We start from the raw sequence: 13,678 nt of genomic DNA on the forward strand, positions 1-13,678 counted from the left end.
ACCCACCCGCCTGCGCATACCTCATCCCTACGGCATACCGCAGGGATCATGGACAGTCAGTAGCCCTGAAGACACTGTCAGTTCAACCTGAGTACGGCTTGCGATCACTCATCCCGCCACTCAAGCGAATCTCGAATGCCTGACCGGCAGAGATGCCCCAATGTCACCCCATCGAGCGACGCCATACCCGGCATTACGGCGCGAACCGCACTCTCACAACTCACCTATAAGAGGTCATCTCATTTGGGGAGTCTGCGGGTGCAGATGATGGCTGCTGCGATGCTGGCGACGCTGCGGAAGCGGGTCCCCTTCCGCTCACAGCAGCGATGGAGCCGACGAAAGCTGCCCAGCCAGGTGACGGTACGTTCGGTACCCAACGATGTCGGCTGAGCCGGGGCGACGGACTCGATCCCCGGCGGGCGATCCGGGCGGTGATCTGGCGCCATCGCAGTAGGCGCTGTCCGGGGGATCACCTCGTGCTCGGCGCGGAAAGTGCTGTTCACTCCTTCGTGTGATCCGCATCCAGCGGCTACCCGGAAGCGTGACGCGGATGGTGATCAGTGGAGCGTGGAACGGGCTACGGTCCGTCCATGAGCACCTCATGGCAGTACGACATCCGAGCGGACCTCGAATGGCAACCGACGGAGATCCATCAAGTGGCAGAAACCGGCAAGGGCCTCAGTATCCGGGCCGAAGGTGAGTGGAAGTACCGCAAGGACTTGCATTTCGTCGATGCCGACGGGGTCCAGAAGGGCTTCGAAGGGGCCATCTACCCGCATTTGCAGACTCACGGCAAGCCCGGGTACCTCCACACCGCCCCCGATGGCTATATGGGCTCCCTGATTGGGAAGTGGGGCCCGGACGGCTCGGTGTTCAAGGTCGGCAAGCACAGGATCTTCACTGATGGCGCCGCCTCGGACACCAGCAAGACGCTGTACCTCGCCATGAACGATGAAACCGGCGCAGGATTCAAGGACAACGAGGGCGTCATGCACGTCCACGCGTACATCTTCGACAACCGTGATCGTGAACAGCACTGGACGTACGACCGAATCGCTGGCACCTGGAGCAGCTCTACCTCCTGACTCATGGACATAGACCGCCGGCATACCGGGGGCTGGGCATAGTGCCGGCGGGTGGGCATTGAGCACGCGGTGGCGAATCCTGACATCGCCGAAGGGCGGTGCAGCAGCGAGGCGTTACGTAATCCTCGTGCCGCACCGCCCTTCGGCTCTGGTGAGTCTGCGGTGGCAAATCAGGGCTGCGGCGATGGTGGCGAATGCGGCGAAGTGGTCGGCCTTGCGCTCGTAGCGGCGATGGAGTCGGCGGAATCCGCCCAGCCATGCGACCGTCCTCTCGATCACCCAGCGGTGCCGGCCGAGCCGGGCTGAGGACTCGATGCCGCGTCGGGCGATGCGGGAGGTGATCTGGCGTGGTCGCAGGTAGGTGCGGATGAAGCGGTGATCGTAGGCTTTGTCGGCGTGGAGCTTGCCGGGTCTGCGGCGCCTGGGGCCGCGGCGCGAGCGGATCGGGGGCACGGCCTCGACGAGCGGTATCAGAGCCTGGCTGTCGTGGAGATTGGCGCCCGAGATCGCGATCGACAGGGGCAGACCGGTGCGTTCGGTGAGCAAATGGATCTTCGACCCATACTTGCCCCGATCGACAGGATTCGGACCCGTCAACTCCCCCTTTTCAGGGCCCTCATGTTCACCGAGTCGACCGCGCACCGCGACCAGTCCACCTCGCCGCGACCACCGAGCTCGTCCAGGACCAGACGGTACAGCTTCGCCCACACCCGCGCCCTGCTCCACTCGGCGAAGCGGCGGTGCGCGGTGGGCCCGGACGGTCCGAAGCACGGCGGCAGTTGGACCCACGTACACCCGGACGTCGCCACGAACACGATCGCGGCCAGCACCTCACGGTCCCCATGCCGACGCCGACCGCCTCCCTGCGGGCGTGTCGGCGCTTCCGGTACCACACGCTGGAACAACTCCCACAACTCGTCCGGCACCAGGCGTTCCACGATCGTCACGCAGGTAGCCTACAAGGCCAAATGAGATGACTTCTAAAGCCAGACGGACTGCGGGCGTGCCGCGGCCAGGTATTTTGAGCATGTGTTTTTCCCCTTCCTGTTGACGAGATCCGGTGCAGGTCCACAGCGGATGAGGTGGCCCCAAGGGGGGCGGCGCCCGCCGCCCCGGTGGCTCAGGAGTTCGGGGTGAGGGTGTAGCGGACGGTTTGGGCGGCGATTAGGCCGTCGCGGAAGACGAAGGTGTCCACGCCGTGCTCGGCCTTATTGGCGTCGGAGTCGGCCAACCACTCCAGGAACAGCACGTCACCCGCGAAGGTGGTGGTCTTCAGGTCCCACTTCGCGTGAGGCAGATCGGTGAAGAGCTGGATGAAGGCTTCGCGGACACCCTCGCGACCGTGGCGGACGCCGGAGGGGGTGATGAACACGGCGTCCTTGGCGAAGTTCGCCACGATCCCGTCCACATCCTCGGCAAGAAGCGCCTTGCCGTGGCTGTTGAAAATCTCCTGCGGGGTACGAGCAGTCACGTCTTTCACCAGTCTTTCGAATCGAGCGGGCAGTGGGCCGCCCGCAGCCTGAAGCGACAGGACGAACACCGATCCAGCGAGCAGGCGGGCACGCGACAAAGACCGCCGCCGGCGCACCGGCCCGGCCTACCCGCCGGTAGCGGGTGACTCATGGTGCGCCACCGCGCACAGGAACGCCATGGCCTTCGACCGTGCTCGAAACCGGAAGAAACGAGCTATCTCCACCGGATTCCTGGCGTACCGGGACAGGCCCTGTGAGCCTGTTCCGTGTCTCGCCTGCTGGACTACCATGCGGGTTCTGGCCATCGGAAAGATCGCTTCGTCGAGCCAGGCCAGGCGGCGCACCGTGTGGCGCACAGCTGGGAGGCTGATGCTTCGTCTTCACTTCACCGCCGCCGACGTGCAGCGGGTCCGCTGGGCTGCGCATCCGGAGCCGCTGCGGGAGACCGTGCTCAGCCTTCAGCTCCTGCAGCAGCCGCAAGCCGACAGCGAGCCGTTCGCCCACTGGTCCGCCCAAGTACGCCAGAGCATCGGCCGACGAGAAGTGCCGCTGTTCGACCTCGCCACCCCCGACGACGGCGCGGTGACCGAACTGCTCATCGCCCCGAACGGAGCCGCGAGCCTTGGCGACGGGCTGGCAGCCGTCAAATCCCTGCCGCGGGCCCGGATGATCGCCGATCTGGCCGCGACCCGCAGCATGCGCCCGAACCTGCCGCAATGGGTCGCCGACTTCCACCACGGACGCCCGGAAGCCACCGACCAGCTCACCCGCCTGCTCGGCACCTACCACCGCCTCGCCATCGCGCCGACCTGGCAGTACGTGGAGCACGCCGTCCGCACCGCCGTCGACGGCGCGTCAGCGACGCCCGAGATCACGCTGGGCGGCCTGCACCCGTCGATCAGCTGGCAGTACCCCACTCTTTCCGTCCCCTGCCACCTGCCGCAGGATGTCGACCTCCAGCTGGCCGGCCGCGGCGTGCTGCTGGTGCCCTCATTCTTCCTGCACACCCCCACGGCCCGCCTCGACAACTACGACGAGCAGGCTCCCGTCGAGGTCTACATCCCGGTACGCCACCCACGCGCCGCGCTCCCCGATGACGACCCGCACCCCGACCCAGGACTCGCCCACCTGCTGGGCCGTACACGGGCCGCTGTCCTCACCGCTCTCACCACCGTCCGCAGCACCACCGAAACCGCAACCCTCGTTGGCATCTCCCCCGCCACCGCCAGCCACCACCTCAACGCCCTGCGCGCAGGCGGCCTGATCACCAGCGCACACCAGCACGGCACAGCCCGGCACAGCCTCACCAACCTCGGCCTGCGCCTGCTGGCCCGCTCCACCTGCACACCGGGCCACCCCGTGACCGCCTTCCAGCCACCCGCATGACCAGGAGGTGGCGCGCCGCCGGCGACAGCTCGTGGGGCCGGCGTCATGACGCCAACTGGGGCGGCTACTACTCGGCCGGCGACTCGCACTGGGGCGGCTGACGACCTCACCCGCCGGTAAGAACCAAGGCTGGAACACCGGGTCGGCCAGGCCCGGCAGACGTTCCGGGCTTGGAACCCCGGCCTCCCGGCGCAGACGCTTGAACTGATCGCCCGGTTGACCAGCGGCCGCGGGGCGTCAGAACTGGCTGCGGCGCACCCTCGGACGGGCAGGCGGGGGGCCTGCTGGGTGGTGCGCAGCGCGAGGGCTGCGGTACGGGTGCGCTCCAACCGGCTTATGACCTGGCGCAGCGTGGCGGGGTCGAGGTGGCGGGTGAGGTCGCGGACGGCTAGGTGGTCGTCGTCGGTCAGTGTGTAGAGGCCGGCGCGGTCGAGGGCGGTGTAGAGGGGCTGGGCGGCGGTGCCTGCGAGGCGGCGGTGGGCGACGTCGGTGGTCTGGCGGGCCTGGTGGGCGGCCTCGCGGGCGCAGGCGGCGACGTCCTGCCGATGGCGGTCGGCGGCCGGGGTACGCAGAGAGCGTTGAGCGAGTCGGCCCCACCCAACGGCAGCTGTCGCGTGCAGCTGTCGCGCCCCGACCTCGCACGGGGGTAAGCCCCCATCCGCGCAGGTCACAGGGCGCGACAGCACCCGCGACAGCCGTGCGGCGGCCGGCACTCACGCGGCGCGGTTTCACCGGGTAGAGCTTGGCGTGCAGCACCCGCACCTCCCACCACGGATCGTCCGGGGCGGAGACCAGGGCGGCCACCTGTTCGCGCTTGGTCGGGTCGGGCGCGGGGAGCGAGGTGGTGGTCATCGGGTTGGTCTTCCGTCAGCAGGGCCGGATCCGGCGCGGTGGCCGGCCCGGCACCCGGGCGAGCGCCCCGGTGCGGCCGACCATGCACACCGCCTGGTCATGCGTGTCACTCCAATCGGATCAGAGCCTCCTCCCATAGTGTTTTGCAAACGAACCTTCAGCTCGAAGCCGGATCTCCGGAATTGGAGGCACCGAGCCACATGACCGACGAGATCGTCCGTGCTGCGATCCACCCCGCCATCGGAATCGCCAGAGTCGGAAACTCACTTGAGGAGTACTACACCGCACCCGAGGTGCCCGACCCCGCGCCGCAGGACCCGGGCTTCTACAAGGACTCCGCCGGCGCGATCAAACGCGAGGCGGCGCGCTTTCGGGTCTACGGGTACAACGCCCTGGGCGAGGTGGTGGCCGAGCTGACGGCGGACAACGCCGATATCCGCTGGAGCGCGCACCTGGCAAACAAGAAGGCTGCCTGGTACCAGTTCCAGCTCGCTCTCGACATTCCCGACGCGGCGGGCGCCAATGCGTCCGAGCTGCGCAACAAGGAGATCACCGGCGACCTCCGAAAAGACCTGATCATCGACCCGGGCCCGATCAGCATCAGCGGGAGAAACCTCTCAGGCCCCGACTTCCACTTCCGCGACGGCAAGTTCATGGGGAAGGAGGTCTATCTCGGGGAACTGCGCACCGACGAGGACGGGCACCTGCTGGTGCTCGGCGGCTTCGGCCAGTCGGCCTCCTACAACGGCAAGCCGATCACCACCTACGCCAACAACGACGGCTGGCACGACGACATCGGCGACGGCCCGGTCACGGCGACCGTCACCGTCGGCGGCCGCGTTCTGCCGGTCGACCCCGCCTGGGTCCTGGTCGCCCCGCCCAACTACGCCCCCGCGCTGAAGGGCATCCGCACCCTCTACGACCTGCTGTACGACGTGTTCGTCTGCGACGGATCGCTGCCGTTCCCGGACAGGGTCTCCTTCACCCGCCACATCGCACCGGTGCTCCAGCGCTTCACCGATCATCAGTGGGTCAACCAGGGCTTCGCCGGGTACTACGGGCACGACGGTCTCAGCCAGTTCACCACCCCGCAGATGCTGGCGCGGCTCAGCAGCAACGCCCCCACCCGGCGCGCGCTGCGCCGGCAGGTGTTCAACGCGCTGCGCGACTCCGGGCGCGACGGCGCCTCGCCCGTCCCCTGGCCCTGGCTGTACGGGGATGCGATGGCTATCCCGCCGCGCTCGCCGCTGCACCACATGGCGTTCTCCCCGACCCAGCACCGGATGTTCCAGTGCTGGGCCGACGGTGACTTCGAGGACGACTGGGGCACCCTCGGGGCCACCCCGCCGCCCCGGCTGCTCACTGAGGTGCGCCTCGCCGAGCAGCCGGCCGCGCTCGACCGCGCCGCACTGGACTTCTGCCTCGCCGACGCCTTCCACCCCGGCTGCGAGGTCACCTGGCCGATCCGGCACCCCTCGATGTACATGGCGCCGTTCCGGATCCGCCACCGCCCGGCCGACCAGCCCGAGCCCTCGTACGGCACGGTCCTCACTCCCGAGACCGCGCTGTCGGTGAACGGGCCGCTGTACGCCCAGGCGCCGGGCGACCTCTCCCGGTGGATGGCCGTCCCGTGGCAGAGCGACACCGCCAGCTGCCGTTCCGGCTACGAGCTGTCCCTGGGTCCGCGCCACGACCCGTACCTGCCGACGTTCTGGCCGGCCCGGGTCCCCAACCACGTCCTCACCGAGGACGACTACCAGGTGGTCGTGGACGAGACCCGGCCGCTGGCCGAACGCACCGAGGCGTTCGAGCGGCGGGCCGTGTGGCTGCGTGGGCTGCGCGGGCAGAACACCGAGCAGCTCAACCAGATGATCGACGACTGGTACCGGCTCGGCATCGTCGAAGTGCGCGAGGGCGCGAAGGATTTCCCCGATCGGATCCAGGTGGAGTCCAGGCCCTCCATCGACCTTGAAGGCGTTCCGCTCACGCAGAACCTGGTGACGCTGCACGTGCCTCAGGCCGCGGACCCGGCCCTCGCGTCGGTGGCGATCAACCAGGCGATCTCGGTCAGCGGTTACACCGCCGAAGAGGTGACGGCCGGCTTCATCGACAAGGTCGCGCCCTTCCGCGACAATGCCTGATGACCGGTCGGCGCACCGCCGCGGGCGACCACTACGACGTGGTGGTCGCCGGCGGCGGCCCGGCGGGCGCCGCCGCCGCCCTGACCCTGGCGCGCGCGGGCCGGACCGTCCTGCTCACGGACGCCGGGAGCGGCCCGCCCAAGCTCGGCGAGGCCCTGCCCTCGGTGGCCAAAGTCCTGCTCGGCGACCTGGGCGCCGGTCAACGGCCCGTCGTGGCCGGCCACCTGACCTGCTACGCCAACCTCTCCGCCTGGGGATCGCCCGCCCTGCGTCGCACGGACTTCATCAACGACCCGAACGGTCCCGGCTGGCACCTGGACCGGGCTCGATTCGACCGGTGCCTGCGCGAAGCGGCCCGCTCGGCCGGCGCCGAAGTGGCGGAGCGCACCGCAGCACGCCCGAAGTCCCGGTCCGCAGAAGGAAGTTGGGTGGTCGCACTGCGCGGACCAGCCGAGCAGCGGATGGTCCGGTGCAACTGGCTGGTGGACGCCAGCGGCCGCCGGCGGGCGGTAGCCTCCGTCGGCCGGGCCGCCGCTCACCGCATGGACGGCCTGGTCGCCACCTGTCTGGACCTGGCACCTGACCCGACGGGGCGAGCGGGTGAGACCTGCTCGCTGGTCGAATCCGCCCAGGACGGCTGGTGGTACACCGCGCTGCTGCCCACCGGCCGCCGCCTGGTGGCCTACTTCACCGACGCCGACCTCGCCCCGTCCGCACCGCGCACCCGCTCGGACTTCGCCCGGCTGCTGCGGCAGACCCGGCACGTCGCGGTCCGGGCTGGCGCCCACCCGCTGCCCACCGACGCGACTGTCAGGCGGGCCCCCGCCCACTCCTCGCACCTCGACACTCCCACCGGCGACGGCTGGATCGCCGTCGGTGACGCCGCCACCGCCTTCGACCCGATCTCCTCCCAGGGCATCCTCACCGCCCTGCACACCGGTATGACCGGAGCCTCGGCCCTGGCCGCCCACCTCGACGGCGACGACGAGGCGCTGGAGTCCTACCGCGCCCAGGTCGCCGCGATCCTCACCGCCTACCGGCGCAACCACCACGCGGTGTACAGCCTGGAAAGCCGCTGGAGCGACCGGGTCTTCTGGCAGCGCCGGCACACGTCCCTACCGCATCCCTCCACCCCACAGCACAGCGTCCAAAAGGAGCTCGCATGACCACCCGTCACGACCACGATCACGAGGACCCTTCGGTCCACTCCTTCATCCTGTCCGGCCGGGACACAGTCTTCGGCTACCACCTGGCCATGTTCGGCATGGCCGAGCACCGCTACCAGGTCGTGGTCGAGTACGACCTGCCCACCGACATCGTCGACATCTACCTCAAGGACCAGGCGGACCGCCCGGCCAGCTGGCACGCGGTGCGCAACACCGAGGAGATGGTGCTGCCCCCGATCGGCGACGGCTCGGTCACCGAGTACCCGGCCCGGCTCGACCGGGTCACCCAGACCGGCAACGGCGAGGACCGGATCTGGGAGCCCATCTCGGGCGGCTTCACCGCGCGGGTCAAGCGGGTGCTGAACTTCCGCCGGTTCAGCGAGGAGCCCTTCCCCGCGCACCTCACCTACCTGCTCTACGGCCGGGGCAAGGAGGCCCACATCGCCCACCGCCTGGTCCAGCGCCCCCACTTCGAGCAGATCTTCACCCTCCGGCAGGTGCCCGACGGCGTCAAGGCCGACGATCTGGCGAACGCCGTCGAAATCACCATCCCCTCGGTGCCCGACAACGGGCACAACGGCCAGCCCTGGACCACCAGGCCACTGCCCGACAGCAGCTACCCGGCCATGCTCCACCGCGGCAAGGCGACCCCCACGCCGATCACACTCGACCTCCGTGACGAACGCTGGTGGAACATCACCACGCTCAACGCCTGACGAGGCAGGGCCATGCACACCGATCCGCTGTCCCGGTACCCCGACGTGCTCACCCACTCCTAACCGGCTGACTCCGCAGTGGAACTGCCGGCCGCCGGATCGGGCACTACCACCCGATCCGGCGGACCGGGACCAGCGCGGTCGACGAGATCACCGCCGTCGGCCTCACCGTCGAGGGCGCCCTGCCGCCGGAGCTGACCGGCCGGCTGATCCGCAACAGCCACAACCCCAAGCCCGGCATCACCCCCACGCACTGGTTCAAGGGCAGCGGCATGGTGGTCCACGGCGTGAGCAGCGGCTGGCGGCTATCCGTCCCTGTCGGCGATTGGCAGGATGTCGCGGGGTTCGCAGGCCTCAGCTGTAGATGCGCCCGCGCGCCGACTCACCACCGTCCCAATAGGTGGGGCTGGTGAACCAAGCGTGGATGACGTAGCCCTCCGGCAGCGGGTTGATCCAGCCGATCGCGGCCCGGTCGACGTACGGGTCGACCGCGGCCTCCAGCAGCCGGCGCAGTTCGTCCGGCTCCACGGCCTCGACCTCCCACTGCACCGGGTGGTCGGGAGCGAAGTCGTACCGGGCCGCGAAGGCCGGCCACCGCGGGTCGCCCTTCTTACCCTCGGCGGCCGGCAGCCCGTAGGCCAGGCGCTGCTGGTTGGTCAGCAGGACCCGCTCGACGTGGTCCCAGCAGCCGGTGCGGGCCAGGAAGTCGCGCTCGATGTCCTCGCCGGAGCAGTCGAAGTCGCCGACGTTTCTCCGGGGCGCCACGAGCGTGCGGTAGGAGTTCACGCAGCTCAGAAGCGGTCACCACGACCATATCGGGTGCAACACCTGTGGTGCACGAGGCCAGCCGCTGGTTCACCCGCACGCGCGAGATTGGCTCCGTGCTGGTGGACCCGGCGGCAACCGCACTGACGAGCACTCGTTGTGTGAGTGGCATGGGACGAGCTTCAAGAAACGCGATCGGCAGTCGGGGCTCAGCGCTCGGCGGCTGGTGGCCTGCTGATCCGCCTGCCGCGGCCTGCTGACGAGATGGCCATCCTGGAACTTCTGCGGCAGGTGGGAGTTCACCAACCCGGAGATCGCCGGCGAGATCGCCCATGCCCCAGCACATGGCGAACGTCTAGACCCGTCGTGCGCAGTGCGGGCCGGCTGGGTCGCCCAGCGCCGACGGGACGAAGTGGTCGGTGTACTTCACGCGGCCCCGCCCCTGCGCTGGATCAGCACCATCGAGGGCCTGAGCGGGGATCACCGTTCCCGGCTGGCCCACCACGTGGTGGAGATCGAGGCCCTGGCGATATCGCCGCTGGTGAGCGGGCAGCGGCTGGGCCACCGGCTGATCGAGCAGGCCAGCGCCCACTACCGCAGCCTCGGCTACCGCTTGATGCTCGGCACGTTCACGATTAACGCCCTCTATCTGGTGCCCTACTACCAGCACGCGGGCTTCACCGCCCGAGGGCCGAGCGAGTCGATCGCCGTCCTGGACCCAATGGGCATGGGTTGCCGCAGCCGCAGCGTTGATGGCCGCCCTGAAATGTGCCCGGACCGGGTCAGAAACCATTCGAAGGACGGGTGTGGAAGCACAGGCCCGTGGGGCGGGGCGGATCCGTGCTCCGATGATGCCGTTGCGAGCCGTTCCGGCTCGGGCCGTGGACTGTTGGTGTTAGCCCAGCACGCGGAAACGTTCATGCAAACGGCTGACAAGGGAGGCCGCACTTGACCGAACTGCCAAACCAGCGCGCTGTACCGATACCCGCGCAGTCCGAAGTGCAATGGCCCCCCGGTTCCTTGGGGAACCCCATCGAGATCCTCGATGGCTTGGAAGCCGAGCTCGCTCACCGATGGCCGCAGGGTGTGACGGGGTTGGACGCGGTGCACCGGTACGCCTTGTTCCCACCGGGCAAGCTCTTACGGCCGTTGCTGGTGGTGCATGCGGCACTGACGGTGGGCGGGGAGCTGAGCGCCGTGCTCCCTGCCGCGGTCGGGATCGAAGGCGCACATGTCGGAAGCCTGATGCACGACGACATCATCGACCGCGACGACCAGCGGCGAGGCCGAACGGCCGTGCATGCTGCTTTCGGACCCGCGCAGGCCATCGTCGCCGGTAACGCCCTGTACTTCTCGTGGTTCGCCGCGCTCGCCGAGTGCGCCGAGCGCGGCGTGCCCACCAACCGCATCGCGCGCGCCATGGCGGTGCAGGCGGGCGCCGGGGTAGCGATCTGCCGGGGTGCCTTCGACGAGCTGGAGATGAGAGGCAACCTGGACTGCTCCGTCGACGACTACCTGGCGATGGCCCGGGGCAAGACCGCCTCACTTTTGGAGGCGGCCTGCCGCATCGGCTCCGTCCTTGGGGGAGGCGACATTCCCACCACGGACCTGCTCGGCTCATTCGGAGACCACCTCGGCATCGCCTTCCAGATCCGCGACGACCTCCTGCCATTCCAGCTGGCCACGACCTACCTGATGGGCAAACCCGCTGACAGCGACCTGCGCAACCGCTGCCCCACCCTGCCTGTCCTGCTCGCCCGCCAACGGGCCGACTCCGCCGACTGCGCGGCGCTCCGCCACACACTGCTGGACGAACCCGACTCGCAGGCCGCTCTGCGCCGGATGCGAGCCCTTCTGGAGGAGACCGGTGCCCTCGATGCCGCGCACGCGATGGCTGAGCACCACGCCCAACTGGCGCGCGACGCCATATCCCAACTCCCCGCCACCGCACACACCCACGCCCTCGGGCTCATGACGCGTCTCCCACCCGAGATGACCCGGCCGACGCCCGCATGAACGCGGGCACGCTGCCCGCCGCCGTCCTGCCCGCCTCCCGATGGCCCGGCCCACCTCGACGGGACCTCGCCAGCACCTCCCAAAAAGGAGCCCGACCTGAAGACCGCGCGACCGCTGAGACACGCGTGAGGAGAACGCTGTGACCAATCCCGACGCGTCGGACAGTGTTCTGATCAAGCTCCTGTCCTTCTACGGCCCGCTCACCGCGGAGACCAAGCCCGACGCGGAGCGCCTGCACGAACGCACGCTGGCCTGGGCGGAGCAGTTCGATCTCGGCACGGGCCCCACCCTCGACATCATGCCGGGGGAACTCACCGTCGTCTGGCCGCTGCTGAACGCCCTGCGCACCGAAACCCTCATCGACCAACACCTCGGCCTGATGGCCACCGGCCACCCCACGCCGGACACGGACACACCCTGGCGGATCATCCGCAACAAGACCGCCAAGTACACCACCGAGCGTCCCCTTCACCTCGGCGCCGCCCTCGACCAGCTCCGCGCCCTGTCCGGCTACGCCCCCCGCTCGGCGTGCAACACGTCACCTCCGCGCAGGGACGCAACCTGCGCGCGTTCCTCGGCGACCCACGTCTCGGCCCCGAACGCGCCGAGGAGATCCGCAGCATCCTCACCGCCAGCGGGGCACAGACCGCCGTCGAGCACCTGCTCACCAGCCGCCACGAACCGGCACTGGCCGCCCTCGGCACCGCACTTCTCCGCCCCGCCGCCACGGCTGCTGCGCCACCTGACCCATCGCACCGCCTGACAGCGACCGACGTCAACCTCTGGAGCATCCCATGACCGCTATTTCGCCCGGCGTGGCCTCCTCACCCGCGCTGCAGTTCCGCATCCCCGATCTCGGGACTCTGCTGCCGGCCCCGCGCAGCCACCCGCGGGGAATGGAACTGGAGCAGCACATCACTGCGTGGGCACATCAGCACCTGGTCGGATCGTTGATCCCTACTGCCGAAGACTTGGACAAGTACCTGAGCCGCGGCACTATCGAGTTCGACAAAATCTTCCTCCCCGGTGGGCACTTCGACAGGCTCCGGGACATGGGGCCTCTCAACCTCGTCATGTACCTGCTCGATGACATGGTCGATGAGCCGACCATCTTCGGTGAGTGGGTTCCATCCATGGATCCGGTCATCGACATGGCCGTTACGCTGATGCGGACGGGTGAGGCTCCGAAGGGCGCTCCTGCGTTGTTCACCGAACTGGCCCGGCTGCTCCGGCGAATCATCAGTCACCTGCCTGCCCTCCAGCGCCAGCGTTTCCTCGACGCGGCGATCGACTACTTCGCCCAGCGCCACAAGACAGCCCCGCGACCTCCGAGGCGGGCGGAGGTCTGCGATGTGGAGGCGGCGCTGCATGCCCACCTGGCCACGATCGGCACGCCCATCGCCCAGTTCCAGGTGGAATACGCCCTCGGCATCGATCTCACGCAGGACATGGCGACCTGCCCCACCCTGGCCGCGGTCACCGACAGCACCATGCGGTTCTGCGTGCTGATTAACGACCTGTTCAGCTACCGCAAAGAGCACTTCCACGGAGACACGTCCCACAACAGCCTCGCCGTGCTGCAGAGCGCCGAAGACCGGACCCTCCAGGAGGCCGTCGACCTGCTGTGCACGATGATCGACGCAGAGGAAAAACGCATCTACTCGCTCCGTGAGGAGCTGACCGCCGTTGAACTCGGCTCCCGCCCGGATATCGCGCTTTATCTGGACGCCCTCGCGCTTTATGCCGCCGCCAACCTCGAATACCACTTCACGACCCCCCGCTACCACGGCGCAGACGCGCCCCAGACATCGAACGGCCACACCGCTGCCACCCTGACCCTACTCCCCGAAAAAACCGTGATCGAGCCCCGTCATGGAGGATAAGCCGCCAGGAATACAGCGACATCCGCCCGCTCCACCGCGCCGTGGGCACGAGCCCACAACCCGCAGAGGGGTTCCTGACCTGCTCTTTTAGTGCCGCCGGGCCCAGGGCCGATGCGTTCTCGGATCATGAGATGACCTGAGGGCTGGCGGGAGGGCGCCCCGGTGGGGAAGCAGCGGACGCGACCCCTGATGATCT

General features: G+C 68.8%; 13 protein-coding genes. 10 read left to right on the top strand and 3 right to left on the bottom strand.

Features of this window, described 5'->3' with window-relative positions:
* Nucleotides 1–590: 590 nt before the first annotated feature.
* On the top strand, nt 591–1,085 hold the full coding sequence (locus tag ACZ38L_RS36005; protein ID WP_465701657.1) for a hypothetical protein: 495 nt from the start codon (nt 591–593) through the stop codon (nt 1,083–1,085).
* Nucleotides 1,086–1,199: 114 nt separating this feature from the next.
* Here ACZ38L_RS36005 and ACZ38L_RS36010 read toward each other — a convergent pair.
* Nucleotides 1,200–2,026, bottom strand: a protein-coding gene (locus tag ACZ38L_RS36010; protein ID WP_465701682.1) for an IS5 family transposase whose coding sequence is annotated in 2 segments (ribosomal slippage) — nt 1,200–1,681 and nt 1,681–2,026 — 828 coding nt in all. Because the reading frame shifts where the segments join, the coding sequence is not laid out codon by codon here.
* Nucleotides 2,027–2,205: 179 nt separating this feature from the next.
* Complete coding sequence (locus tag ACZ38L_RS36015; protein WP_465701659.1) at nt 2,206–2,556, bottom strand: nuclear transport factor 2 family protein; 351 nt, start codon at nt 2,554–2,556, stop codon at nt 2,206–2,208.
* A 370-nt stretch (nt 2,557–2,926) separates the two neighbouring features.
* Here ACZ38L_RS36015 and ACZ38L_RS36020 point away from each other — a divergent pair, with 370 nt between their 5' ends.
* The 5 genes from ACZ38L_RS36020 to ACZ38L_RS36040 all read left to right on the top strand — a co-directional run bounded on the left by ACZ38L_RS36020 (nt 2,927) and on the right by ACZ38L_RS36040 (nt 9,231).
* Nucleotides 2,927–3,943, top strand: coding sequence for a winged helix-turn-helix domain-containing protein (locus ACZ38L_RS36020; protein ID WP_465701662.1), 1,017 nt, complete (start codon nt 2,927–2,929; stop codon nt 3,941–3,943).
* A gap of 1,052 nt (nt 3,944–4,995) precedes the next feature.
* Nucleotides 4,996–6,936 (top strand): LodA/GoxA family CTQ-dependent oxidase, encoded by a 1,941-nt coding sequence (locus ACZ38L_RS36025; RefSeq protein WP_465701664.1) that lies wholly within the window; start codon nt 4,996–4,998, stop codon nt 6,934–6,936.
* On the top strand, nt 6,936–8,102 hold the full coding sequence (locus ACZ38L_RS36030; protein WP_465701667.1) for an NAD(P)/FAD-dependent oxidoreductase: 1,167 nt from the start codon (nt 6,936–6,938) through the stop codon (nt 8,100–8,102). Before ACZ38L_RS36025 ends, ACZ38L_RS36030 begins: the two co-directional genes overlap by 1 nt.
* Nucleotides 8,099–8,818: a hypothetical protein gene (locus ACZ38L_RS36035; protein ID WP_465701669.1), complete on the top strand. Its 720-nt coding sequence runs from the start codon at nt 8,099–8,101 to the stop codon at nt 8,816–8,818. Before ACZ38L_RS36030 ends, ACZ38L_RS36035 begins: the two co-directional genes overlap by 4 nt.
* Before the next feature lie 149 nt (nt 8,819–8,967).
* The gene (locus ACZ38L_RS36040; protein ID WP_465701684.1) at nt 8,968–9,231 is read left to right on the top strand and encodes a carotenoid oxygenase family protein; all 264 of its coding nucleotides are present in this window, start codon (nt 8,968–8,970) and stop codon (nt 9,229–9,231) included.
* Here the strand turns inward: ACZ38L_RS36040 and ACZ38L_RS36045 are convergent.
* The gene (locus ACZ38L_RS36045) at nt 9,173–9,583 is read right to left on the bottom strand and encodes a hypothetical protein (protein WP_465701671.1); all 411 of its coding nucleotides are present in this window, start codon (nt 9,581–9,583) and stop codon (nt 9,173–9,175) included. The two genes, ACZ38L_RS36040 and ACZ38L_RS36045, sit on opposite strands and share 59 nt — an antisense overlap.
* Nucleotides 9,584–9,956: 373 nt before the next feature.
* Here ACZ38L_RS36045 and ACZ38L_RS36050 point away from each other — a divergent pair, with 373 nt between their 5' ends.
* From ACZ38L_RS36050 to ACZ38L_RS36065, 4 genes are all read left to right on the top strand, one after another.
* Nucleotides 9,957–10,535: a GNAT family N-acetyltransferase gene (locus ACZ38L_RS36050; RefSeq protein ID WP_465701673.1), complete on the top strand. Its 579-nt coding sequence runs from the start codon at nt 9,957–9,959 to the stop codon at nt 10,533–10,535.
* The gene (locus ACZ38L_RS36055; protein WP_465701676.1) at nt 10,532–11,599 is read left to right on the top strand and encodes a polyprenyl synthetase family protein; all 1,068 of its coding nucleotides are present in this window, start codon (nt 10,532–10,534) and stop codon (nt 11,597–11,599) included. The genes ACZ38L_RS36050 and ACZ38L_RS36055 overlap by 4 nt, the downstream gene beginning before the upstream one ends.
* A gap of 139 nt (nt 11,600–11,738) precedes the next feature.
* On the top strand, nt 11,739–12,362 hold the full coding sequence (locus ACZ38L_RS36060; protein ID WP_465701678.1) for a hypothetical protein: 624 nt from the start codon (nt 11,739–11,741) through the stop codon (nt 12,360–12,362).
* Nucleotides 12,363–12,393: 31 nt separating this feature from the next.
* Nucleotides 12,394–13,482 carry a terpene synthase family protein gene (locus ACZ38L_RS36065; RefSeq protein ID WP_465701680.1) on the top strand — a complete coding sequence of 363 codons (1,089 nt, stop codon included), beginning with the start codon at nt 12,394–12,396 and terminating at the stop codon, nt 13,480–13,482.
* Nucleotides 13,483–13,678 lie beyond the last annotated feature (196 nt).

Source organism: Kitasatospora sp. NPDC024654, from assembly GCF_055559155.1.